General features: G+C 37.8%; 21 protein-coding genes. 15 read left to right on the top strand and 6 right to left on the bottom strand.

The window, feature by feature from the left end:
* Positions 1 to 68 precede the first annotated feature (68 nt).
* The 4 genes from argF to glnL form a co-directional block, all read right to left on the bottom strand.
* The gene (gene argF / locus C502_RS0111995; protein ID WP_018679066.1) at positions 69 to 989 is read right to left on the bottom strand and encodes an ornithine carbamoyltransferase; all 921 of its coding nucleotides are present in this window, start codon (positions 987 to 989) and stop codon (positions 69 to 71) included.
* A gap of 112 nt (positions 990 to 1101) precedes the next feature.
* On the bottom strand, positions 1102 to 1743 hold the full coding sequence (locus tag C502_RS0111990) for a TetR/AcrR family transcriptional regulator (protein WP_018679065.1): 642 nt from the start codon (positions 1741 to 1743) through the stop codon (positions 1102 to 1104).
* A 146-nt stretch (positions 1744 to 1889) separates the two neighbouring features.
* The gene (glnG, locus tag C502_RS0111985) at positions 1890 to 3389 is read right to left on the bottom strand and encodes a nitrogen regulation protein NR(I) (RefSeq protein WP_018679064.1); all 1500 of its coding nucleotides are present in this window, start codon (positions 3387 to 3389) and stop codon (positions 1890 to 1892) included.
* Positions 3376 to 4485 (bottom strand): nitrogen regulation protein NR(II), encoded by a 1110-nt coding sequence (gene glnL, locus C502_RS0111980; RefSeq protein ID WP_018679063.1) that lies wholly within the window; start codon positions 4483 to 4485, stop codon positions 3376 to 3378. Before glnL ends, glnG begins: the two co-directional genes overlap by 14 nt.
* Positions 4486 to 4813: 328 nt before the next feature.
* Here glnL and rimO point away from each other — a divergent pair, with 328 nt between their 5' ends.
* The 12 genes from rimO (at position 4814) to lpxA (ending at position 17181) form a co-directional block, all read left to right on the top strand.
* On the top strand, positions 4814 to 6157 hold the full coding sequence (rimO, locus tag C502_RS0111975) for a 30S ribosomal protein S12 methylthiotransferase RimO (RefSeq protein WP_018679062.1): 1344 nt from the start codon (positions 4814 to 4816) through the stop codon (positions 6155 to 6157).
* A gap of 52 nt (positions 6158 to 6209) precedes the next feature.
* Complete coding sequence (gene pyrH / locus C502_RS0111970; protein WP_018679061.1) at positions 6210 to 6938, top strand: UMP kinase; 729 nt, start codon at positions 6210 to 6212, stop codon at positions 6936 to 6938.
* 76 nt (positions 6939 to 7014) lie between these two features.
* Positions 7015 to 7569, top strand: a complete 555-nt coding sequence (gene frr, locus C502_RS0111965) for a ribosome recycling factor (protein WP_018679060.1) — start codon at positions 7015 to 7017, stop codon at positions 7567 to 7569.
* A 6-nt stretch (positions 7570 to 7575) separates the two neighbouring features.
* Positions 7576 to 8328, top strand: coding sequence for a polyprenyl diphosphate synthase (gene uppS, locus C502_RS0111960; RefSeq protein ID WP_018679059.1), 753 nt, complete (start codon positions 7576 to 7578; stop codon positions 8326 to 8328).
* Positions 8329 to 8330: 2 nt separating this feature from the next.
* Entirely contained in the window at positions 8331 to 9158 is an 828-nt protein-coding gene (locus C502_RS0111955; RefSeq protein ID WP_018679058.1) for a phosphatidate cytidylyltransferase, read from the top strand.
* On the top strand, positions 9159 to 10355 hold the full coding sequence (gene ispC, locus C502_RS0111950) for a 1-deoxy-D-xylulose-5-phosphate reductoisomerase (RefSeq protein WP_018679057.1): 1197 nt from the start codon (positions 9159 to 9161) through the stop codon (positions 10353 to 10355).
* A gap of 5 nt (positions 10356 to 10360) precedes the next feature.
* Positions 10361 to 11716, top strand: a complete 1356-nt coding sequence (gene rseP, locus C502_RS0111945) for an RIP metalloprotease RseP (protein ID WP_018679056.1) — start codon at positions 10361 to 10363, stop codon at positions 11714 to 11716.
* Positions 11717 to 11752: 36 nt separating this feature from the next.
* Entirely contained in the window at positions 11753 to 14284 is a 2532-nt protein-coding gene (gene bamA, locus C502_RS0111940) for an outer membrane protein assembly factor BamA (protein WP_018679055.1), read from the top strand.
* A gap of 45 nt (positions 14285 to 14329) precedes the next feature.
* Complete coding sequence (locus C502_RS0111935) at positions 14330 to 14830, top strand: OmpH family outer membrane protein (protein WP_018679054.1); 501 nt, start codon at positions 14330 to 14332, stop codon at positions 14828 to 14830.
* A gap of 3 nt (positions 14831 to 14833) precedes the next feature.
* Positions 14834 to 15904 carry a UDP-3-O-(3-hydroxymyristoyl)glucosamine N-acyltransferase gene (gene lpxD, locus C502_RS0111930; RefSeq protein ID WP_018679053.1) on the top strand — a complete coding sequence of 357 codons (1071 nt, stop codon included), beginning with the start codon at positions 14834 to 14836 and terminating at the stop codon, positions 15902 to 15904.
* A gap of 6 nt (positions 15905 to 15910) precedes the next feature.
* Positions 15911 to 16396 carry a 3-hydroxyacyl-ACP dehydratase FabZ gene (fabZ, locus tag C502_RS0111925; protein ID WP_018679052.1) on the top strand — a complete coding sequence of 162 codons (486 nt, stop codon included), beginning with the start codon at positions 15911 to 15913 and terminating at the stop codon, positions 16394 to 16396.
* Positions 16393 to 17181, top strand: a complete 789-nt coding sequence (lpxA, locus tag C502_RS0111920; protein ID WP_018679051.1) for an acyl-ACP--UDP-N-acetylglucosamine O-acyltransferase — start codon at positions 16393 to 16395, stop codon at positions 17179 to 17181. Before fabZ ends, lpxA begins: the two co-directional genes overlap by 4 nt.
* Before the next feature lie 51 nt (positions 17182 to 17232).
* Here lpxA and C502_RS0111915 read toward each other — a convergent pair whose 3' ends face one another.
* Positions 17233 to 18159 carry an AraC family transcriptional regulator gene (locus tag C502_RS0111915; protein WP_018679050.1) on the bottom strand — a complete coding sequence of 309 codons (927 nt, stop codon included), beginning with the start codon at positions 18157 to 18159 and terminating at the stop codon, positions 17233 to 17235.
* A 188-nt stretch (positions 18160 to 18347) separates the two neighbouring features.
* On the opposite strand from C502_RS0111915, the gene C502_RS0111910 reads away from it, so the two are divergent.
* The 3 genes from C502_RS0111910 to C502_RS0111900 all read left to right on the top strand — a co-directional run bounded on the left by C502_RS0111910 (position 18348) and on the right by C502_RS0111900 (position 20497).
* Complete coding sequence (locus C502_RS0111910; protein WP_018679049.1) at positions 18348 to 19592, top strand: alkane 1-monooxygenase; 1245 nt, start codon at positions 18348 to 18350, stop codon at positions 19590 to 19592.
* Positions 19593 to 19817: 225 nt separating this feature from the next.
* Positions 19818 to 20252: a hypothetical protein gene (locus tag C502_RS0111905; RefSeq protein WP_023274595.1), complete on the top strand. Its 435-nt coding sequence runs from the start codon at positions 19818 to 19820 to the stop codon at positions 20250 to 20252.
* Complete coding sequence (locus C502_RS0111900) at positions 20222 to 20497, top strand: hypothetical protein (protein WP_154650420.1); 276 nt, start codon at positions 20222 to 20224, stop codon at positions 20495 to 20497. Before C502_RS0111905 ends, C502_RS0111900 begins: the two co-directional genes overlap by 31 nt.
* Positions 20498 to 20601: 104 nt before the next feature.
* On the opposite strand, the gene C502_RS0111895 is transcribed toward C502_RS0111900, so the two are convergent.
* Positions 20602 to 21549: a metal-dependent hydrolase gene (locus C502_RS0111895; protein WP_018679046.1), complete on the bottom strand. Its 948-nt coding sequence runs from the start codon at positions 21547 to 21549 to the stop codon at positions 20602 to 20604.
* Positions 21550 to 21737: the final 188 nt, after the last annotated feature.

The following is a 21737-nucleotide window of genomic DNA, read 5'->3' as shown; positions in this document are numbered from 1 at the left end:
TAGAACTATATGAAAATTTAATACTCTTAGCTTGTATTGTAACCACTATTCTAACATGTGTGTGGGTTTTAATTTGTCTTCACATTTTCATTCAATAAGAATTCCATTAATGCTTTTTGAGCATGTAAGCGATTCTCTGCTTCATCCCAAACGACCGCATTTTTGTGATCTAGCATATTTTCAGAAATTTCCTCACCGCGATGTGCAGGTAAGCAATGCATAAATAAGCAATCTGGATGTGCTAAGTCCATCAATTTTTCGTTAACCTGAAAATCAGCAAATGCTTTTTCACGTAGCTTTTGCTCTTCTTCTTGCCCCATGCTTGCCCATACGTCTGTTACGATCAGGTCGGCATTTACAGCAGCATCTTCCGCTTTATTAAAGACTTCTACGCAGTCAGCAAATTCAGCTAAAAACTCAGGTTTTGGTTCATAGCCTTCAGGTGTGGCAATTTTGAGTTTAAAGCCCATCATGTGTGCTGCTTCAATGTATGAATTACACATATTGTTGCCGTCGCCAATCCACGCGACTGTTTTACCTTTAATACTACCGCGATGTTCTTGGAAAGTTTGTAAGTCTGCAAGTAACTGACATGGATGATGGTCATCTGTAAGACCATTAATGACAGGAACTTTAGAATAAGATGCAAAACGCTCTACAATGTCATGACCAAAAGTACGAATCATAATGATATCGAGCATACTTGAGATGACACGTGCAGAGTCTTCAATTGGCTCACCACGTCCCAATTGTGTATCGCGTGGAGAAAGGAAAATTGCATTGCCACCAAACTGGCAAATTCCTGCTTCAAAAGAAATACGTGTACGTGTACTCGATTTCTCAAAAATCATTCCTAAGACTTTACCCACAAACGGTTGAAATACCGTATTTGAATGCTGCATACGCTTCAATTCTTGCGCGCGCTCTAAAATGCGTTGCAACTCTAAAGTTGAAAGGTCTCGTAAAGTTAGGAAATGCCGAAGCGCCATAGTGACTCCCACAATAATTATTGAATAAAAACAATAATTAATTGTTATTTAATGGGTGGTGAATAAAAAAGAATTGACTACTATACTATATGGCTCAAAAAATGCAAAAGAATTAGGCTTTTTGATGGGCTTTTAAGAATATATCTACACAATAGTTAATATAATCAAATATTTCTGCATCATTAGCTTGAACATTTAAGCCCATCAAATTGCGCCATTCGACATCGCGTAAAATACCAAAATACATGGTGGCTGAGAAATGGGGATTTGAGCAGAATATTTCATCCATACTGTGTGCCTGTTCAAGTGCAAAGGCAATAGTATTTTGAATATTTAAAGCACATTGGTCATAAAAATAATGTGCAAGCTGAACGTCTTTTTGAGTTTGTTCAGTAAACATGCGCATAAAGGCAATATTTTCAGGTTGTACGATATGTTGATAAAAACGTTGTAAGGTTTGAATTAAATAGATTCTTAAATTATTTTTTTCAGGTGTATATGGAAAACAAACGCCTTTGAAAAAAACTTCTCTACGATAATCGCAAATTGCCGTAAACAGGCCTTCTTTATTGCCAAAATATTTATAAATCGATGTTTTTGAACCACCTGCATGATTGACGATATCATCCAGTGAAACTGCATCATAACCTTTTTCAAGAAATAAATCGGTTGCACAAAGTAATAAGGCAAAACGACGTTCTTGACCGCGACGGGTTTGGGGTTGTTCACAGCTTGGGTAACAAAGATCAGCCATTATCGTCAATGAGTGCTATGGGGGTGCGTTCATTATAGCAAAAACCTTATGTCTTGTATGGTTATAGACATAGAGTATGTTTCAAAACGTCACGATATAAAAAAGCGAGTAAATAAATTACTCGCTTTTTTGCAATGGATATGGGATTAAGCTGAGCGAACTTCTTCGTCATCATCTTCATCAGAAGATTCCATGCCGAGTTCTTTTAGTTTACGGGTGAGTGTGTTGCGCCCCCAACCTAAAAGTTCAGCAGCATGACGCTTGCGTCCACGAGTCTGTTGTAAGGCAGCATTAATGAGCGTGCGTTCAAACATTGGAGTGGCGATATCTAAAATTTTCATTTCGCCATTTTTTAGTTTCTGGATTGCCCATTGACCTAATAATTCATCCCAATGATGTACAGTGACTCTTTCAACTAAAGCTGGGCTTGCTGTTGAAGAAACCGGTGTCGCATCATTCGTCGATTTTTGTATAGAGACTTGTTTAAGCTCAGCAGGTAGGTCTTCTGGATAAACTTCTCTGCCCGTAATCATTACGGTTAACCAACGGCAGGTATTTTCTAATTGACGAACATTACCTGGCCAAGGAAGCTGTTGCATGTAGTCAGTCGTTTCTGTGCGTAAGATTTTAGGGCTTACACCCAGTTCTTTTCCTGCGCGAGCCAAGAAATGTTGGGCAAGCATTGGAATATCTTCGCTACGATGAGCAAGTTTTGGAATATGAATGCGAATCACGTTGAGACGATGATACAAGTCTTCACGGAAACGTCCTTCATTCACTAACTTTTCTAAGTCTTGGTGTGTTGCTGCGACAATACGCACATCCACTTTGACTGGAATATGTCCACCTACACGGTAGAATTCACCATCTGCAAGTACACGAAGTAAACGTGTTTGCGTTTCAAAAGGCATATCGCCAATTTCATCAAGGAATAATGTACCGCCATTGGCTTGTTCAAAACGCCCTTGATGTTGAGTGTTGGCGCCTGTAAAAGCACCTTTTTCATGCCCGAATAACTCGGTTTCGATTAAATCTTTTGGAATTGCAGCCATATTGAGTGCAATAAAAGGTTTGGCACGACGTGGAGAATGCTTATGTAGTGCATGCGCAACAAGTTCTTTACCTGTACCAGATTCACCATTAATCAATACCGTGATATGGGACTGAGATAAACGTCCAATTGCACGGAATACTTCCTGCATTGCAGGAGATTCACCGATAATTTCGGTTGATTGTAGTGGCGTCGTTGCTTTGGTTGCTTCTTGTTGTTGTAATTTATTGAGATGCAAAATCGCACGATTAACGAGGGCCAGTGCTTCATCAATATCAAATGGTTTTGGTAAATATTCAAAAGCACCTGTTTGATAACTCGATACAGCCGATTCTAGATCCGAATGCGCTGTCATGATAATCACAGGAAGGTCTGGATGGGTATTCTTAACCTTAGACAAGAAAGTTAAACCATCAATTCCAGGCATACGAATATCTGTCAAAATGACATCAGGTGCACCATCGTGTAAGCGTTCAAGTGCTGTTTGTGCTTCTTCAAAGTTGGTAACGTCAAAACCTTCTTCTTTAAAAGTTTTTTCGAGTACCCAACGCATGGCACGATCATCATCTATTACCCAAATTTTATTTCGTGACACGGTCTAACTCCCAAGGTAAATATAAGCTAAATATGGTTTTTCCTGGAACGGACTGACACTCGATCATTCCGTTGTGTTGATGCATTATGTTTTGTGCAATACTGAGGCCGAGTCCTGTACCTTTTGCTCGCCCTGTGACGAGAGGATAAAATACAGACTCTAGAATATTTTCTGGCACACCTGGTCCATTGTCTTCAATATCAATACGGATGGTTGAACGATTAAGTACACCATTAATTGTGACTAAGCGCTGGATACGGGTTCTTAAACTAAGTTCAGGTTCGGAATCTATAAAGAAGTCTTTATTTTCGGTCATCGCTTGAACTGCATTTACGCTGATATTGAGCATGACTTGAATGAGTTGATCACGATCAGCCATGACATCAGGCAAAGAAAGGTCATAATCACGTGTGATCTTAATTTTTTTCTTGGTTTGGTTCGCGATCAGTGAGCGAACACGCTCTAAAGGCTCATGAACATTTACCAGTTCATAGCTTGGTAGTTGACGCGAACCAAGCATGGTATCTGCGAGGTTGGTTAATCTATCGACTTCACTAATAATAATATCTGTAAATTCACGATAGCTATCATCGCCTAAACTACGCGCCAGTAACTGTGTTGCGCCGCGAATACCCGCAAGCGGATTTTTAATTTCATGTGCAACACCACGGACGAGTTGGCGTGCGACTTGATGCTGTTGAACGAGATTTTCTTCTTTAGAAATTTTTAGCATACGATCAATTGGATTTAACTCAATTAATAGTAGCGGATGGTAGCTTTTACCTGCATTGAGTTGTGATGCTGTGTAGTCAACATGTATCGGTTTAAAGTTAACATTAATCACAGCTTCACGGCGAGTGTAATGTTGTCCACTTTGTAAGGTATTCAAAAGTGCTTCATAAGTATTAAATGAATCATCATGCGCATGAAGTAAATTTAGTACAGGTTGACCTGATGCGCGAAATGAACTGATGTCAAATAATGCTTCACAAGCAGAATTTAAATAAAAAATATTCAATTTACTATCGACCAATAAAATGGCAGTGGTTAGATTATCTACAAGTAGTCGATAGTCGATAGTGTTGTGTTGATCCATTTGTGAATCGTCCTGTTTTAAAATGGCGCAATAAATATCAATGTAGTTGAATAGCCATTAATTCATGAAATGTACTTAATGCAAAAAATAAGCCAACTTTGTAATTGCTAATTTTCAATAACTTAATTGAGAAGTATCAAGTTTATGCTGTGTTTTTCACATGGATTGAGTTATTTCAATATTTTATCATGTTCTAAAGTGGTGCATTGTTTGGATTTATTTAAAATTTTGGTTGTATTTTGGTGCATTACACAAAGAGATGGCTTTGCAGCTATGCGGCAGCAAAGAAAAGTCATACAATACGCCGATTCAAGTGGAGCGCAGATTCATGAAGACCCCCAAAGTCGGTTTTGTATCTTTAGGTTGTCCTAAGGCATTGGTAGATTCTGAACGAATTTTAACTCAGTTAAAGACTGAAGGTTATCAAGTTGCATCAGATTATGATGGTGCAGATTTGGTTGTTGTTAACACCTGTGGTTTTATTGAATCTGCAGTGCAAGAGTCTTTAGATGCGATTGGCGAAGCCATGAGCGAAAATGGTCGTGTCATTGTCACTGGCTGTTTAGGTAAAGACGAAGACAAAATTCGCCAAATGCACCCAAATGTTCTTAAAGTAACAGGGGCGGCAGCATATCAAGATGTGATGGAAGCAGTACACGAGTATGTGCCTGCACCGCCGAAGCATAATCCGTTTATTGATTTAGTGCCTGAGCAAGGTGTTCGTTTAACACCAAAACATTACGCTTATTTAAAAATATCAGAAGGTTGTAACCACCGCTGTACATTCTGCATTATCCCAAGCATGCGTGGTGACTTAGTGTCTCGTCCTGTAGGTAAGGTGTTGGATGAAGCGGCTGCGCTGAAACGTGCAGGTGTAAAAGAAATTCTAGTGATTTCTCAAGATACTTCTGCATATGGTTTAGATACCAAATACAAGTTGGACTTTTGGAATGGGCAGCCTGTAAAAACCAAGTTTTATGATATGTGTGAAGCACTTGGTCAGTTTGGTATTTGGGTGCGTTTACATTATGTATACCCATACCCACATGTAGATGCTGCAATTGATCTTATGGCACAAGGTAAAATCTTGCCATATTTAGATATTCCTTTTCAACATGCCAGTCCGCGCATCTTAAAATTGATGAAGCGACCAGCTCATAGTGAAAATACCTTAGAACGCCTGAAATTGTGGCGTGAAAAATGTCCAGATTTAGTGATTCGCTCAACTTTCGTGGTTGGTTTTCCAGGCGAGACAGAAGAAGACTTCCAGATTTTATTAGACTGGTTACAAGAAGCTCAACTTGATCGTGTAGGTTGTTTTACTTATTCGCCTGTAGAAGGTGCAACAGCCAATGATCTTCCAGATCATGTAGCAGAAGAGATTAAACAAGAACGCTATGAGCGTTTTATGGAAGTTCAGCAAGCGATTTCTGCGGCAAAATTGCAAAAACGTATTGGTCAGACAATGACAGTATTAGTTGATAGCTTGGAAGAAGAATTCCCTGTTGCAGTTGCTCGTTCTTATGCAGATGCGCCTGAAATTGATGGTAACGTTTTTGTTGAAGATATTGATAAAAATGTGATAAAAGCCGGTGATTTGCTTGAAGTCGAAATTACCGATGCAGATGAATATGATTTGTTTGCAAAGTTGATTCAAATTAAATCTGCTTGATGTTGAATTGAATTTAAGAAAATTTTGAGATTGGTCGATTTGGAGTAAAAGTATGTCAGCTTCTAAAAATCCACGTTATGCACGAATCTTGCTCAAGCTTTCTGGTGAAGCTTTAGCAGGTAATAAAGATATGGGTATTGATGCCCAAGTATTAGATCAAATGTCGCTTTCAATTGCACATTTGGTTGGATTGGGCGTACAGGTTGGTATTGTTGTTGGTGGTGGTAATTTATACCGTGGTAGCCAACTACAAAAAGATGGTTTGGTTGGACGTGTAACTGGCGATCAAATGGGGATGTTAGCAACGGTAATGAATGGTTTGGCAATGCGTGATGCATTGGTTCGCCGTAATATCAAAACACGGTTGATGTCTGCTCTTCAAATTGGAACGGTTGTAGAATCATATTCTAGTCGTGATGCGATTCGCCATTTAAGTCAAGGTGAAGTCTGCGTATTTGTTGCAGGTACAGGTAATCCTTTCTTTACCACAGATACTGCTGCTTGTTTACGTGGTATTGAAATTGAAGCAAACTTGATCTTAAAAGCAACAAAAGTAGATGGTGTCTATAACAAAGACCCAAGTAAATATGATGATGCTGTTAAATATGATAATTTAACTTTCGATCAAGTGCTTGATGAGAAGCTTGGTGTGATGGATCTTACCGCAATTTGTTTGTGTCGCGATCATCATGTTCCATTGCAAGTCTTCGATATGAACAAATCGGGTGCATTGCTTTCCGTGGTAATGGGTGAAAAAGAAGGGACTCACGTTACGAATTAATGTACGTGAGCCATAAAGCTCTTTATACTAATGTCTAATATTTTGTAATACCTAATGAATAAGTAAGGAAGATCATATGATTAACGATCTCAAAAAAGATAGCGAACAGCGTATGAATAAAACACTTGACTCTTTGGAGCAAGGTTTTGCCAAAGTTCGTACAGGTCGTGCACACCCATCTATTTTAAATGGTGTGATGGTTTCTTACTATGGTTCTGATGTTCCATTAAACCAAGTTGCAAACGTGGGGCTTGAAGATTCACGTACACTGTTAGTACAGCCATTTGAACGTTCAATGGTTTCTGCAATTGATAAAGCGATTCGTGAAGCTGGTTTGGGATTGAACCCTATTACAGCAGACGCAATTCGCGTACCAATGGCTGCGTTGACTGAAGAAACGCGTCGTGATATGCAAAAAGTTGCGCGTACTGAAGCTGAGAATGCAAAAGTTGCGATCCGTAATATTCGCCGTGATGTACTAGGTGATATCAAAGCATTATTGAAAGAAAAAGAAATTTCTGAAGATGATGATCGCCGTGCATCTGATGATATTCAAAAAATTACAGATAAATACGTTGCCGAAGTAGAAAAGCGCTTGGCTGCGAAAGAAGCTGAATTAATGAAGGTCTAAGATTTAATGACCGTATTAGAAGATAGCTTGCTTCTTCCAAAACATGTTGCCGTCATTATGGATGGCAACAATCGTTTTGCTAAAAAAAAGCAAATGGAAAAAGGCGATGGGCATCGTGAAGGCAAGAATGTCTTAGATCCTATTGTTGAACATTGTAAAAGAGTAGGTGTTCAGGCTTTAACTGTTTTTGCATTTTCAAGTGAAAACTGGAATCGACCACAGTATGAAGTTGATTTACTGATGAAATTGTTAGAAGAAACAATTCATGAACAACTTCCTCGTATGGAAAAATTCAATATTGCACTGCGTTTTATTGGGGATCGCTCAAGACTCTCTGATCATTTAATTGATTTGATGCAGTATGCAGAACAAAAAACATCGGCATTTGACTCAATGACACTCACCATTGCAATTAGTTATGGTGGTATGTGGGATATGGCACATGCTGCTAGAACTATAGCTGAGGATGTTATTGCTGGGAAAATTCAAACAAATCAGATAAATGTTGATTTATTTGACAAATATGTCAGTCTAAATGATCTACCTGCTGTGGATTTATTGATCCGTACAGGAGGGGATTATCGTTTGTCTAATTTCTTGCTTTGGCAGGCTGCTTATGCAGAACTGTATTTTACAGAAACCTTGTGGCCAGAGTTTACTGTGGATGAGTTAGATCACGCATTTCGTGTTTTTTCAGGGCGTGAGCGACGTTTTGGTAAAACGACAGAACAGATTCAACAAGCGAAAATAGAGAATTAATAATGTTAGAGCGGATTATTACCGCATTGGTGTTAGTTGCTGTTGTTTTAAGTTGCATGTTTGCAACGCAATCACATTATCCAATGTTTATGCTTATGATTTTAGCGGCTGGGGTTGCAGGTTATGAGTGGTTTAAGCTTATGCCTCATCAAGCAGCGATGGTTTCAAAACCTAAAGCTTGGGTATATGGGGGATGTGTAGCACTCGTTTCAACACTCGCATTATTTTTTGATGATGTTGCATTGCTACTTTGGGCAGCATCTATTCTTACGTGGTTAGGTAGCATTTACTGGGTAAAAAGCTTTCCAGAGTCGGATAATTGGTACAATGTTTCGTTGTATATCATTGGGTTTATCTTAATTTCTGCTGCTGTGACCGCACTTTATGCTGTTTGGCATAGTTCTCCGTGGTGGTTGATGTATTTGTTCCTCTTAGTTTGGGGGGCAGATAGTGGTGCTTATTTTGTAGGTCGTAAATTTGGGAAGAAAAAGCTCGCACCAAGTGTCAGCCCAAATAAATCAGTTGAAGGATTGTATGGAGGGATTGCAACAACTGTAATAATTATGTTTGTTGTACAATATTTCTATTTAAATTTAACGACAATACAGCTTATTTTATTCTTAATTCTTTCAATTATTACCGTATTTGCATCAGTATTAGGTGACTTATTTGAGTCGATGATCAAACGCCGTGCAGGAATCAAAGATTCTGGTCGTGTACTTCCAGGGCATGGTGGTGTATTAGATCGAATTGATTCACTTCTTGCAGCAGCACCTATTTTTGCAACTGGTATGTATGTATTGGTAAAACTCATTGGTGTAGATCTCTAAATGACACAAGCTGTTTGTATATTGGGTGTTACGGGTTCAATTGGGCAAAGTACCTTAAAAGTATTGGAACGGCATCCAGACCAGTATTCTGTCTATGCAGTTTCTGCATATAGTCGTTTAGATGAACTACTCGAAATATGTAAAAAATATCATCCTAAAATTGTTGTTGTTCCTCAAGCCAAAGCATTTGAACTTCAGCAGCGGTTACATCAAGAAAATCTAAAAAATATTGAAATATTCACAGATGAAGCAGGCTTAATTGCGATTGCTGAGCATGCCGATGTTGATATTGTCATGGCTGCGATCGTGGGTGCTGCGGGCTTATTACCAACGCTTGCAGCGGTCAAAGCCGGCAAGCGTGTGTTACTTGCAAATAAGGAAGCATTGGTGATGTCAGGTGACATTATGATGCAGGCAGCACGCGATCATAATGCATTATTACTTCCTGTCGATTCTGAGCATAATGCAATCTTTCAGTCCTTACCGCATAATTATTTACAAATTGAAAGGACAGGTCAGCCTCAATTAGGCGTTTCTGGGATTTTATTAACAGCCTCTGGTGGCCCGTTTTTGAATCATTCATTAGAACAATTGCATGATGTAACGCCACAACAGGCTTGTAAGCACCCGAATTGGTCGATGGGGCAAAAAATCTCGGTAGATTCAGCAACTTTGATGAATAAAGGTTTGGAATTGATCGAAGCGTGTCATTTGTTTTCAATATCAGAACATTTTGTTACAGTTGTTGTTCATCCACAAAGTATTATTCATTCCATGGTGCAATATGTGGATGGATCAACTTTGGCACAAATGGGTAACCCAGACATGTGTACGCCAATTGCGCACGCATTAGCATGGCCGCAACGCTTAATGACGGATGTTCCTGCTTTAAATCTGTTTGAAACGGCTCAATTAAATTTTCAGGCACCTGATAATCTTAGATTTCCAGCTTTAAATTTGGCTCGTCAAGCAATGCGTGCTGGTGGGTTAGCACCTACAATTTTGAATGCTGCCAATGAGATCGCGGTTGCTGCATTTTTAAAAGGACAAATTCGATTTACTGAAATTACGCAAGTGGTCGAGAATACTTTACAAGTTGTACAAAATGCTAAAGCAGAAAGCATAGACATCATCTTGCAGACTGATATGATCGCAAGACGTATTACAGAGAAGTACATTGTGGGCATAGGGAGTTAAATCGTATGAATGCACTATTTATGATTGTTGCAGCGATTTTATTATTAGGCCCATTGATTGCAATTCATGAGTTTGGTCATTATTGGGTTGCACGCAAATTAGGCGTTAAGGTATTGGTCTATTCCATCGGTTTTGGACCAACTTTGCTGAAATGGCAATCCAAAAAATCAGGTATCCAGTACCAACTTTCTGCGTTACCGCTTGGTGGTTATGTCAAGATGTTAGATGAACGCGAAGGTAATGTTGCTGAGCAAGATTTATCTTATGCATTCAATCGACAATCTCCATGGAAGCGTATCGCAATTGTTGCAGCTGGACCGCTGATTAATCTTATTTTTGCTGTTTTATTATTTTGGATTTTGTTTTTACCAGCCCAAGAACAGTTAAATACCCGTATTGGCAAAATTATGCCAAATACACCTGCTGCCCAAGTTGATTTACATCTTGGCGATAAAGTGGTGATGGTGGATGGTCAAACAACTGCAACATGGGAAAAACTGAATTACGCTTTGGTTAATCGCGTTGGAGAGACTGGTCAAGTTTCGATTGTTGTTGATCGTGCAGGAACTGAAAAACAATACAACTTGCCAATTAAAGACTTTTTAAAAGATCAAAGCCAATCTCCATTAGATGTATTAGGTTTCTTACCTTACCGTCCATTTATTTCAGCGACTGTAAAGGAGTTGAGCCCAGATGGCGCTGCAATACGCCAAGGCATGAAAGTGGGTGATCGCATTGTCGCAATTGATAATGTTGCAATGAAAGATTGGTTTGATGTTGTAAATGTTGTGCAAGATTCACCTGAAAAACTGCTGAATATTGATGTAATACGTCAAGGTCAACTTGTACATTTACAGGTGATGCCGCAAGGTCAACGCGATAATATGGGAAATATAAGTGGTGTGCTTGGGGTAAAAAGTGATGCGGGTAAAATCACGATTCCCAATGAATACAAACAAACCATTCAGTATTCACCTGTTGAAGCATTAGGCGTTGCTGTTGAAAAAACGACACAATTGTCAGGTATGATTTTTAGTTCCATCACCAAAATGGTACGTGGATTGATTGGATTAGATAATTTGTCGGGTCCAATCACCATTGCAAAAGTTGCTGGTCAAAGTGCTGAAATGGGATGGCAAACTTTCCTTTCATTCATGGCGTTGATGAGTGTAAGTTTAGGCATCCTAAATTTATTACCAATTCCGATGCTTGATGGTGGTCATTTAGTTTATTACTTTATCGAAGCAATTCGTGGTAAACCTGTTTCTGAACAAATACAGATGTTTGGTCTAAAAGTTGGTATGGTACTGCTCGGTAGCATGATGCTTTTGGCTTTATTTAACGACTTCATGCGTTTATAAAAAAACGCAAACGGAATTTAACTTACTGGAAAATATATGGGCATGCGTCACACACATTTATTAATGCCTTTGGCACTGGTTAGTGCGATGGCAGTGGTACAACAAGCATACGCAGCAGATGAGTTTCTTGCACAAGATATACGAATTGATGGCCTCGTGCGTTTAACACCTGCAAGTATCTATTCTATGTTACCAATAAATAGTGGCGATAGAGTAAGTGATCCTGTGATTGCTGAGGCAATCCGTACTTTATATGCTTCAGGTTTATTTGATGACATTAAAGCCTATAAAGAAAAAGATGTACTGGTCTTTAAAGTTGTTGAGCGTCCAATCATTTCTAAATTGGAATTTAAAGGTAATAAGCTGATTCCTAAAGAAGCCTTAGAGCAAGGCTTAAAGAAAATGGGGATCGCAGAGGGCGAAGTCTTTAAGAAGTCGGCATTGCAGATCATTGAGACTGAGCTTGAGCAGCAATATACGCAACAAGGTCGCTATGATGCTGATGTAACGGTGGATACCATTGCTCGTCCAAATAACCGTGTTGAATTAAAACTTAATTTTAATGAAGGTACGGCTGCAAAAGTTTTTGACATCAATATTATTGGTAACACCGTATTTAATGACAGTGATATTAAACAAGCATTTGCTGTAAAAGAAAGTGGTTGGGCATCGATTGTTACACGTAATGATCGTTATGCACGTGAAAAAATGGCTGCAAGTTTAGAAGCATTGCGTGCATTGTATTTAAATAAAGGCTATATCAACTTTAATATTATTAACTCTCAATTGAATATTAGTGAAGATAAAAAGCATATTTTTATTGAAGTTTCAGTTGATGAAGGCAGTCAGTTTAAGTTTGGTGAAACGAAATTCTTAGGTGATGCACTTTACAAGCCTGAAGAACTAAAGGCTCTTAAACTGTATAAAGATGGTGAAACTTATTCACAAGAAAAAGTAAATGCGGTGAAGCAGTTACTACTTCGTAAATATGGTAATGCAGGTTATTACTATGCTGAAGTGAATGTTGTCCCTGAAATTAACAATCAAACAGGTATCGTCAACCTCAATTATTATATTAATCCAGGTCAGCAAGTAACGGTTCGTCGTATTAACTTTACGGGGAATACAAAAACTGCCGATGACGTATTACGTCGTGAAATGCGCCAAATGGAAGGTGCATTGGCGAGCAATGAAAAAATTGATTTGTCGAAAGTGCGTTTAGAGCGTACAGGCTTCTTTAAAACAGTTGATGTTAAGCCAGTTCGTGTCCCTAACTCGCCCGATCAAGTTGATTTGACGGTGAATGTTGAAGAACAGCATTCAGGTACAACGACGCTTGCCGTTGGTTATTCTCAAAATGGTGGTGTGACATTCCAAGCAGGTTTGAGCCAAACCAACTTTATGGGAACAGGCAATCGTGTTGCAATTGATTTATCTCGTTCTGAGACACAAGACTATTATAACTTAAGTGTCACTGACCCTTACTTCACCATTGATGGTGTGAGCCGTGGTTATAATGTCTACTATCGTAAAACAAAGTTAAGTGAAAGTTATAACGTTAATAACTATGTGACGGATAGTGTTGGTGGTAGTTTAAGTTTTGGCTATCCGATTGACGAAAACCAAAGTGTGAGTGCTTCTCTAGGTATTGACCAAACTAAAGTAAGAACTGGTCCAAGTGTTTCTACTTATATTCGTGATTATTTATTGGCGAATGGTGGTAAGGCAACAGCACAGTCGACTTGGTGTCCAAGCGGTGAAAATGAGACAGAAAATGATCCAGATAATCCAACGACTCCAAAGCCAATACCAAACACATGTAAAGATGGGTTTAGGAACTATGATAGTGCTTTTGAAGGCACATTCTTAACTTACAATTTAAATTTAGGTTGGTCGTATAACACATTAAATAGACCAGTTTTCCCAACATCGGGTATGTCACATCGTGTAGGACTTGAAGTGGGTCTTCCTGGTAGTGATGTCGATTACCAGAAGCTGACCTATGATACGCAAGCATTCAAGCCTTTATGGGGCGGTTTTGTACTACGTGGCTATGGAAAGCTAGGCTATGGTAATGATTTACCATTCTATAAAAACTTCTATGCTGGTGGATATGGTTCAGTCCGTGGATATGATAATAGTTCATTAGGTCCTAAATACCCAAGTGTGATTTTCCAAGCAACGAATAAAAATGACCCTGATCCAGAAGAAGTGGGTGGTAATGCATTAGTGCAGTTTGGTACAGAATTAGCGCTGCCTTTACCATTTAAAGGTGATTGGACTCGTCAAGTTCGCCCAGTATTATTTGCTGAGGGTGCCCAAGTGTTTGACACGCAATGTAATGTACCAACTGGTGATATCTTAGTTGGTGGTAATAGCGTTGATATCAAACAATATTGTAAAGATAACTACAAATTTGATTTTGGTAATATGCGTTACAGTGTAGGTGTTGGTTTCACATGGATTACCATGATTGGTCCTTTATCATTGAGTTATGCATACCCGCTCAATGATAAGAGTGGTGATAATACCAAGTCTATTCAATTTGAAATTGGTCGTACGTTCTAAGTACGACCATCCTCCATCATGTCTTAAAATATAAAGGATGAAATAATGAAAACATTAACAATGCTTATGCTTGGTTTAGGATTGACGGTTTCTGCAGTGACCAATGCTGGCGGTATTGCTGTTGTAGACTTGGCGCGTGTGGTTGAGAGTAGTACTTATTTAAAGCAGCAAAATGCTAGTTTAGGCCAGTCTGTAAAACCGACTTCTACGAAGTTGGAGCAGTTAGGTAAAGAGCTTGAGACTATGCAGCAAAAAGCACAAACAGATGGCCCAAAGATGAATCAAGCGGATATCCAGAAAATGACCGCATTATATCAAGCAAAAATGAATGAGTTTAATACCACTCAACAAGGCTTGCAGACTAAGGTTCAAACAAGTTTACAGTCTATGAATACAACTTTTGAAAGTCGTGTTAAGCAAGCTGCTGAGCAATTAAGAAAAGAAAATAGCTTAGATTTTATTTTAAATAAAAATTCTACTGTTGCCTCTGACGCTCAGTATGATTTAACTGATAAAATGATTCAAAAGGTCAATGCAATGAAATAATCAATGAATAGACATGGTTATCGTTTAGAAGAAATAGCTCATCTTGTAAAAGGTGAGCTTTTTGGTGATAAAGATTTTAAAATTTCTAATTTAGCTAGTTTAGAACAGGCACAAAATCAGCATATCTGCTTTGTAAATGGTGATAAATATTTAGCACAAGCAGAAGCAAGTCATGCAGGTGTATTTATTGTTACCCAACACTTGATGCAGCAGCTTAAAAGTAAAAAGAATTTCATTGTTGTTGATAATCCTTATCTAGCGTTTGCTACTTTAACCCATATATTTGAAAAGAAAGTAACGCAAAAAGGGATTGAAAGTACTGCACAAATCCATTCTTCTGCCATCATAGCTGATGATGCGTATATTGCTCATTATGTTGTCATCGGTGAGAATTGTGTAGTTGGTAGGAATACCATTATTCAGTCGCATGCTGTTATTGATCATCATGTAGAAATTGGTAATGATTGTTTTATTGATGCACATGTGACGATTACTGGTGCTGCGAAGTTAAAGGATCGTGTCCGTGTGCATGCAAATACAGTGATTGGTTCTGAAGGTTTTGGTTTTGCACCTTACCAAGGGAAGTGGCATCGTATTGCTCAATTAGGGTCTGTTCAGATTGGTAATGATGTTCGTATTGGTTCAAATTGCAGCATTGATCGTGGTGCATTAGATGATACAATTTTGGAAGATGGGGTCATTATTGATAATCTTGTGCAAATCGCCCATAACGTATATATCGGTCAAAATACAGCAATTGCCGCAAAGTGTGGAATAGCTGGAAGTGCAAGAATTGGCAAAAACTGTATTCTCGGTGGTGCGAGTGGTGTGGTTGGACATCTTGAAATTGCAGATAATGTTACGCTTACTGCAATGTCAATGGTCACAAAAAATATTTCTGAGGCTGGAACATACTCTTCTGGTATTGGACTTTTTGAAAATAGTCATTGGAAAAAGACGATTGTACGCTTACGACAATTAGCAGATGTGCCATTGACCCAAATCACTAAAAGGCTTGATCATATACAAGCTCAATTAGAGTCCCTTGAATCAACCCTGAAGTTGCGTAAATAATTTATTATGACTGAGTCAACATTACCTGCATTTACAATGCCTGAATTACCAATGGATATTCTTACCATTCGTGAATATTTACCTCATCGCTATCCTTTCTTACTTGTTGATCGAGTTACTGAAGTAACTGAAAAAAGTATTGTTGGTTATAAAAACGTATCTATCAACGAAGAGTTTTTGCAAGGACATTTCCCAACTTATCCAATTATGCCTGGTGTATTGATTATTGAAGCTTTGGCACAAGTCTCTGGAATTTTAGGTTTTGTTCTGACAAATCAAAAGCCTAAGGCTGGTTCACTGTTTTTATTTGCTGGTGCGGAAAAAATACGATTTAAAAAACAGGTTGTTGCTGGTGATCAACTTATCTTAAAATCTGAACTTGTGATGCAAAAACGTGGCATTTACAAGTACAATTGCACAGCTAGTGTTGACGGTATTGTCGCTGCAACAGCAGAGATCATTATTTCCCACCAAAAAATTGAGCAGACATGAGTAGTCAAAACCTAATTCACCCTACCGCAATTATTGACCCGTCTGCAGAAATTGCATCGGATGTGCAAATAGGACCATATACTGTTATTGGTCCAAATGTAAGTATTGAAGCTGGTACTAAATTACATTCACATGTTGTGGTCGGTGGTTTTACAAGAATTGGTAAAAATAATGAAATTTTCCAGTTTTCGAGTGTTGGGGAAATTTGCCAAGATTTAAAGTATCAAGGTGAAGAGACTTGGTTAGAAATAGGGGATCATAACTCTATTCGTGAACATTGTACTTTGCATAGAGGTACAGTTCAGGATCATGGTATTACTAAAATTGGTAATCACAATTTATTAATGGTCAATACTCATATTGCACATGACTGCGTAATTGGTAATCACAACATTTTTGCTAATAATGTAGGGGTTGCAGGTCATGTATCTGTTGGTGATCATGTTATCGTCGGCGGAAATGCTGGGATTCATCAATTCTGTCGAATTGATTCTTACAGTATGATCGGTGGTGCTGCTTTAATCCTAAAAGATGTCCCTGCATATATTATGGCATCTGGCAATCCAGCACATGCATATGGTATGAATATTGAAGGTATGCGTCGTAAGGGATGGTCAAGAAACACCATTCAAGGCTTAAGAGAGGCATATAAATTAATTTATAAAGCCGGTCTTACTACTGAACAGGCGATTGAGCAGATTCGTAACGAAATTTTGGTAAACACGCCTGAAGCACAATTGTTTATTGATTCACTCGAAAAGTCTACACGTGGAATTGTGCGTTAAGCATTTTTCGAATAAATAAAAAAGACACTCATGTGTCTTTTTTATTTGTTTTTATTCTGCAACGAATTTTTGCCGATATTGTTTTGGGGGTAACTCGAAAGTTCGTTTGAATGCTTGGCTAAATGCAGTTTCAGAAGAATAACCAACTTTATTGGCAATTTGTTGAATTGAATAGTTACTTTTACGTAAATATTGGCTTGCTAAGCGCATTCGATATTGTTGTAGATAGGCAAGAGGAGAATCACCAATCACTTCATGGAATAAACTTGCAAATTTTGAACGAGACATACAACACTGTTCTGCTAATAACTCAACAGTCCATGCATCTTCAGGGTGATTATGGATTGCGGCTAAGCTGTTACTGAGTTCGGGATGAGTTAGAGCACTCAGCCAACCATGTTGACTTGAGATTTGTTGTATATGGTCTCGAATACATTTAATTAATAGAATATTGACGAGATGATCAATAATAATATCTCGACCTGCTTGAATGTTTTGGGTTTCTAAGGCAAGAAAATGTAAGCCCACTTGCAACCATTCTAATGCAGCATTGTCTCCATGTTGTATATGGATAAGTGAAGGTAAAGCTTGAACAAATGGGCGAGCCATAATCGTATCAATTTGACAACGAATGGTGAGAATTAGATTTTTTTCAGATGAGTCTGTACCAAATTCAATTGCATCCTCTTTATGACCCTCAAAGAATTTTGAAATATCAACTGCATCAATTAATTTTGTAATTGAATTGTCCGCTGCGATATGTGCTTTACCCGAAGGGATAACAACAATTTCACCCGCATGGGCCGTTAGGCTGTTTTGTGTGTCAATTTGGATATACATAGAACCGACCAAAACAATATGTACAATCAGAGCAGCTTGATCTTGGCAAAAAAAACTCCATTCTCCTTGCGTTTTCAAGTAGATATATTCAGTGTGATTTAAATGAATATCAGCAAATATTTTACTTAAAGCATCCATATGATTTTTAAATGATGTATTCCTTTTAAATTATAAAGAGCTATTGTAATAACTCAATATGTGTTTATAGGACAAAAACAGGGTGAATCATGCCAAAGACTTTGACATAGGTTTTTTGGACGCTTGCAACTGTCATGAAACGCATAATTCCTCAAAATATACATATATACAAAGATATGGATAAGATGATGAATGCGCCAGTAAATGTTGAGCATGAACTTACGCCAGTAAGCATTTCAAAATCAAAAACTGAGTTGGATCGTAAGCGCTATTTGTGGGCAATCAGCCCAGCTTTACCTGCCATTGGAATTGGAATTTTAGCAGGTTATCAATTTGCTCCACGTCCCTTAAAGAAAATATTTGCTTTAGGTGGACCCATTGTTTTACATATTATTATTCCAACGATTGATACGATCATTGGTAAAGATGCAAATAATCCCACAGATGAAGATATTAAACTTCTTGAAAAAGACCCATATTATTCTAAATTGGTCAAAAGTTTTATTCCTATCCAATATGCAGCGAATGTGTATGCTTGCTATTTAACAAGTCGCAAAGAAACTTCTTTTCTTGATAAGATTTTACTTGGGATTTCAATGGGTGCAATTAATGGGATTGCCATTAATACAGCACATGAATTGAGCCATAAACATGATCGTATGGATCATATCTTGTCGCATTTAGCATTAGTGCCAACGGGCTATAATCATTTCCGTGTAGAGCATCCATATGGTCATCATAAACGTGCAGCGACACCAGAAGATCCAGCATCATCACAAATGGGTGAGACATTTTATGAATTCTGGCCGCGTACAGTATTTGGTTCTTTAAAATCAGCCATTGAAATTGAGACCAATCGTTTAAAACGTAAAGGGAAAGAATTTTGGTCAACTGAAAATGAATTGTTGCAAGGCTGGGGCATGAGCGCAGCATTTCATGGTTCGATGGTCGGTTTGTTTGGTAAGGGCGTGATCCCTTATTTAGCCACTCAGGCTTTCTATGGTATTAGCTTGTTTGAAATTATTAACTATATTGAGCATTATGGTTTAAAACGTCAAAAAGATAAGAATGGTAAGTATGAACGGACTATGCCTGAGCATAGCTGGAACAATAATAATATTGTGACTAACTTATTCTTGTATCAGTTACAACGTCATTCAGACCATCATGCTTATCCAACACGTCCATTCCAAGCGCTACGCCATTTTGATGAAGCACCTGAATTGCCAAGTGGTTATGCAAGTATGTTATTGCCTGCACTTATTCCACCTCTATGGTCAAAAATGATGGATAAGCGAGTATTTGATCACTACAAGGGTGATTTGAATAAAGCCAATATTTATCCAAAACGTCGTGCTAAATTATTTAAGAAATTTGGCGTAGTTGACCAATCTTTGGAACAAATTTCAGCTGAAATTGTAACAACTGAATAATTTGTAGCTTTCCCAAGGCAAAATACCAACTCGTAAGAGTTGGTATTTTTTTATTTTAAGTGATTGAATCAAAAAAATAAAATACTTTTAATCATTTCGTGTGGTCTATAAAATACTAAAATTTATTAAAATCACTAGGTTGTTCAGTGCGAGAAATTTCAAAGAAAGCAATACTTATCACATTCTTTTTTATGACATCATCCGCTTGGGGAGATAATGCATTGCATGTTACTTATGCATCGCCTGAATCAAAAACAGTCAATAAAACAAGAAAATAATCAACTTACATCCCGACAGAAAAAAACCAAAATCCTTAAAACAGATAACTTGGATCAAGATACTAAAACTTTGTTGAAAGAAGAATATTTGGTGCTAAAGCGAGATGTTGTATATGTGAGATCAGACTCAATATTCCCAACTGTTGCTTATGAAATAGCTGTAGAAAATATTCAGCACCATGCAAGAAAATTGGGTGCTTCTACTGTTTTATTTAGTAGTAAAAATATAGGAGAATCAAGTCAGTATTTTCCTAATCGTTTTTCTCCCCCTCAAACAATTAACACTCAAGACCTGAAAAAAGAGAATCGGATTAATACTGATAATTCTACACCATTGGGTGATCTGCTAGTTTGGATGAGTATACAATCAATTATTTTATAAAATTTCACTCAATTACAGGTGTTTATCCTAGCGCTTTTACAGAGAAAGAAAAAATGATGGTAGGGCATGATGGTATTAGAACCGTTGTTGTTACTGCAAACTCACCTGCAAATGGAATTATTAAAGAAAATGATATCATTAAGACTATTAATAATCAGCCAATTTTAGATATTAATGGTTTTGTAGAGGCTTCAAATTATTTGGAAAAAGGTACAGTTAAATTTGAAATTATCCGTTTTAATTAAAATAGACGCACAGCACCCATCATTATCCATGCTATTGATCTAAGTGTTTTTCAATCCAAAATAACAAACCACTCAAAAGAGCGGTTTGTTATAACGAATAAGTATTAGCTTAAGGTCGTAGTTTTTGGCATATGCTGAGCTACTTTCTCAAAGTATTGTACGGCAGGTGAACGAGCCATATATGCTAAGGCTTGTTCTGTATCACCTTCATGGATCGGATTAAATTTGGGTGATACCCAACGTAAAGTCGCTTTCCATAAGTATGAAATGCTGGGTAAGTTATCTGTCTTTATTGCGGTTTTTTCAAACTCACGAATAAAAGTAAAGAATCCACGGCGCATTAATTTCTGAATATCTTGATGTTCTAAATCCTGCTTCCCTAGACTACGTGCAAAATCAGCAAGAAAGTAAATAAATAGTGGGAAAATAGCCATCATAATAACTTGACGAGAAACATAGAAACCAAGTTTATTGGTTAATAGATGTTCAAATAAATCATAAGCCACACAACGATGTTCAACCTCTTCAGCTAAATGCCAACGGAACAAATCTGCCATTGCAGGATCTGCTTTATCCCAAGACTTACTATCGAGTGTCCATTGCCCAATTGTCCCTGTAAAATGCTCAATTGCAGCAATTACCCCAACACGAAAGAGTAGCCAATATTCATCTAGTTTTTCACCTTTTAAAAAAGGAATACCTAAAGGTTTGTCGCCCAATAAAACATTAAAAATAAGGTGAGCACGGTTTAATGGATCTTGTATGTCGTAACCATTTTCTCTCAGAAAGTCTTGTGCTTTTTCATGTGCACGAGCATGAGCAGCTTCTTGACGAACAAAACCAATGACTTCTTCTTTTAATTTCGTATCAGTAATCAAGGGAATCGCTTTATTGAATACTCGGCAAAACCAAAATTCACCTGCTGGCAAAAGCATATTAATGCCATTGGCAATGTGTGAGCAGAGAGGATCCTCTGGCATCCAACACACTGAGGATTCAGAAAAATCGAAATAAACTTTCCTTGCTTTAATTTGATGATTTTCTGTGATCATACATGTCACCCAAAATTAAATTACGAATAAAATTGATTAAGCAATTTTTAGCATTGAGTAAAATAGATCACCATGTGCTTATAGGACAAAAATACTTTTTATAGTGATTTTAAAGACAAAACCTAGGTTGAAAGGATGATTTCAATATAGATTTCCATACACAATTAAAAGATGAAAAAACAGAAATG

It is taken from the genome of Acinetobacter tjernbergiae DSM 14971 = CIP 107465 (genome assembly GCF_000374425.1).
GTDB lineage: Bacteria > Pseudomonadota > Gammaproteobacteria > Pseudomonadales > Moraxellaceae > Acinetobacter > Acinetobacter tjernbergiae.
This window is presented reverse-complemented; position numbering and strand designations above follow the sequence as displayed.

Excerpts from the sequence above, each read along its gene's own strand:
- rimO (WP_018679062.1), top strand. The coding sequence starts at position 4,814 with ATGAAGACCCCCAAAGTCGGTTTTGTATCTTTAGGTTGTCCTAAGGCA.
- C502_RS0111935 (WP_018679054.1), top strand. The coding sequence starts at position 14,330 with ATGAAAACATTAACAATGCTTATGCTTGGTTTAGGATTGACGGTTTCT.
- rseP (WP_018679056.1), top strand. The coding sequence starts at position 10,361 with ATGAATGCACTATTTATGATTGTTGCAGCGATTTTATTATTAGGCCCA.
- pyrH (WP_018679061.1), top strand. The coding sequence starts at position 6,210 with ATGTCAGCTTCTAAAAATCCACGTTATGCACGAATCTTGCTCAAGCTT.
- bamA (WP_018679055.1), top strand. The coding sequence starts at position 11,753 with ATGGGCATGCGTCACACACATTTATTAATGCCTTTGGCACTGGTTAGT.
- C502_RS0111905 (WP_023274595.1), top strand. The coding sequence starts at position 19,818 with ATGTTACTTATGCATCGCCTGAATCAAAAACAGTCAATAAAACAAGAA.
- glnL (WP_018679063.1), bottom strand. The coding sequence starts at position 4,485 with ATGGATCAACACAACACTATCGACTATCGACTACTTGTAGATAATCTA.
- fabZ (WP_018679052.1), top strand. The coding sequence starts at position 15,911 with ATGACTGAGTCAACATTACCTGCATTTACAATGCCTGAATTACCAATG.
- frr (WP_018679060.1), top strand. The coding sequence starts at position 7,015 with ATGATTAACGATCTCAAAAAAGATAGCGAACAGCGTATGAATAAAACA.
- C502_RS0111955 (WP_018679058.1), top strand. The coding sequence starts at position 8,331 with ATGTTAGAGCGGATTATTACCGCATTGGTGTTAGTTGCTGTTGTTTTA.
- C502_RS0111895 (WP_018679046.1), bottom strand. The coding sequence starts at position 21,549 with ATGATCACAGAAAATCATCAAATTAAAGCAAGGAAAGTTTATTTCGAT.
- C502_RS0111990 (WP_018679065.1), bottom strand. The coding sequence starts at position 1,743 with ATGGCTGATCTTTGTTACCCAAGCTGTGAACAACCCCAAACCCGTCGC.
- lpxD (WP_018679053.1), top strand. The coding sequence starts at position 14,834 with ATGAATAGACATGGTTATCGTTTAGAAGAAATAGCTCATCTTGTAAAA.
- C502_RS0111915 (WP_018679050.1), bottom strand. The coding sequence starts at position 18,159 with ATGGATGCTTTAAGTAAAATATTTGCTGATATTCATTTAAATCACACT.
- ispC (WP_018679057.1), top strand. The coding sequence starts at position 9,159 with ATGACACAAGCTGTTTGTATATTGGGTGTTACGGGTTCAATTGGGCAA.
- C502_RS0111910 (WP_018679049.1), top strand. The coding sequence starts at position 18,348 with ATGAATGCGCCAGTAAATGTTGAGCATGAACTTACGCCAGTAAGCATT.
- argF (WP_018679066.1), bottom strand. The coding sequence starts at position 989 with ATGGCGCTTCGGCATTTCCTAACTTTACGAGACCTTTCAACTTTAGAG.
- uppS (WP_018679059.1), top strand. The coding sequence starts at position 7,576 with ATGACCGTATTAGAAGATAGCTTGCTTCTTCCAAAACATGTTGCCGTC.
- lpxA (WP_018679051.1), top strand. The coding sequence starts at position 16,393 with ATGAGTAGTCAAAACCTAATTCACCCTACCGCAATTATTGACCCGTCT.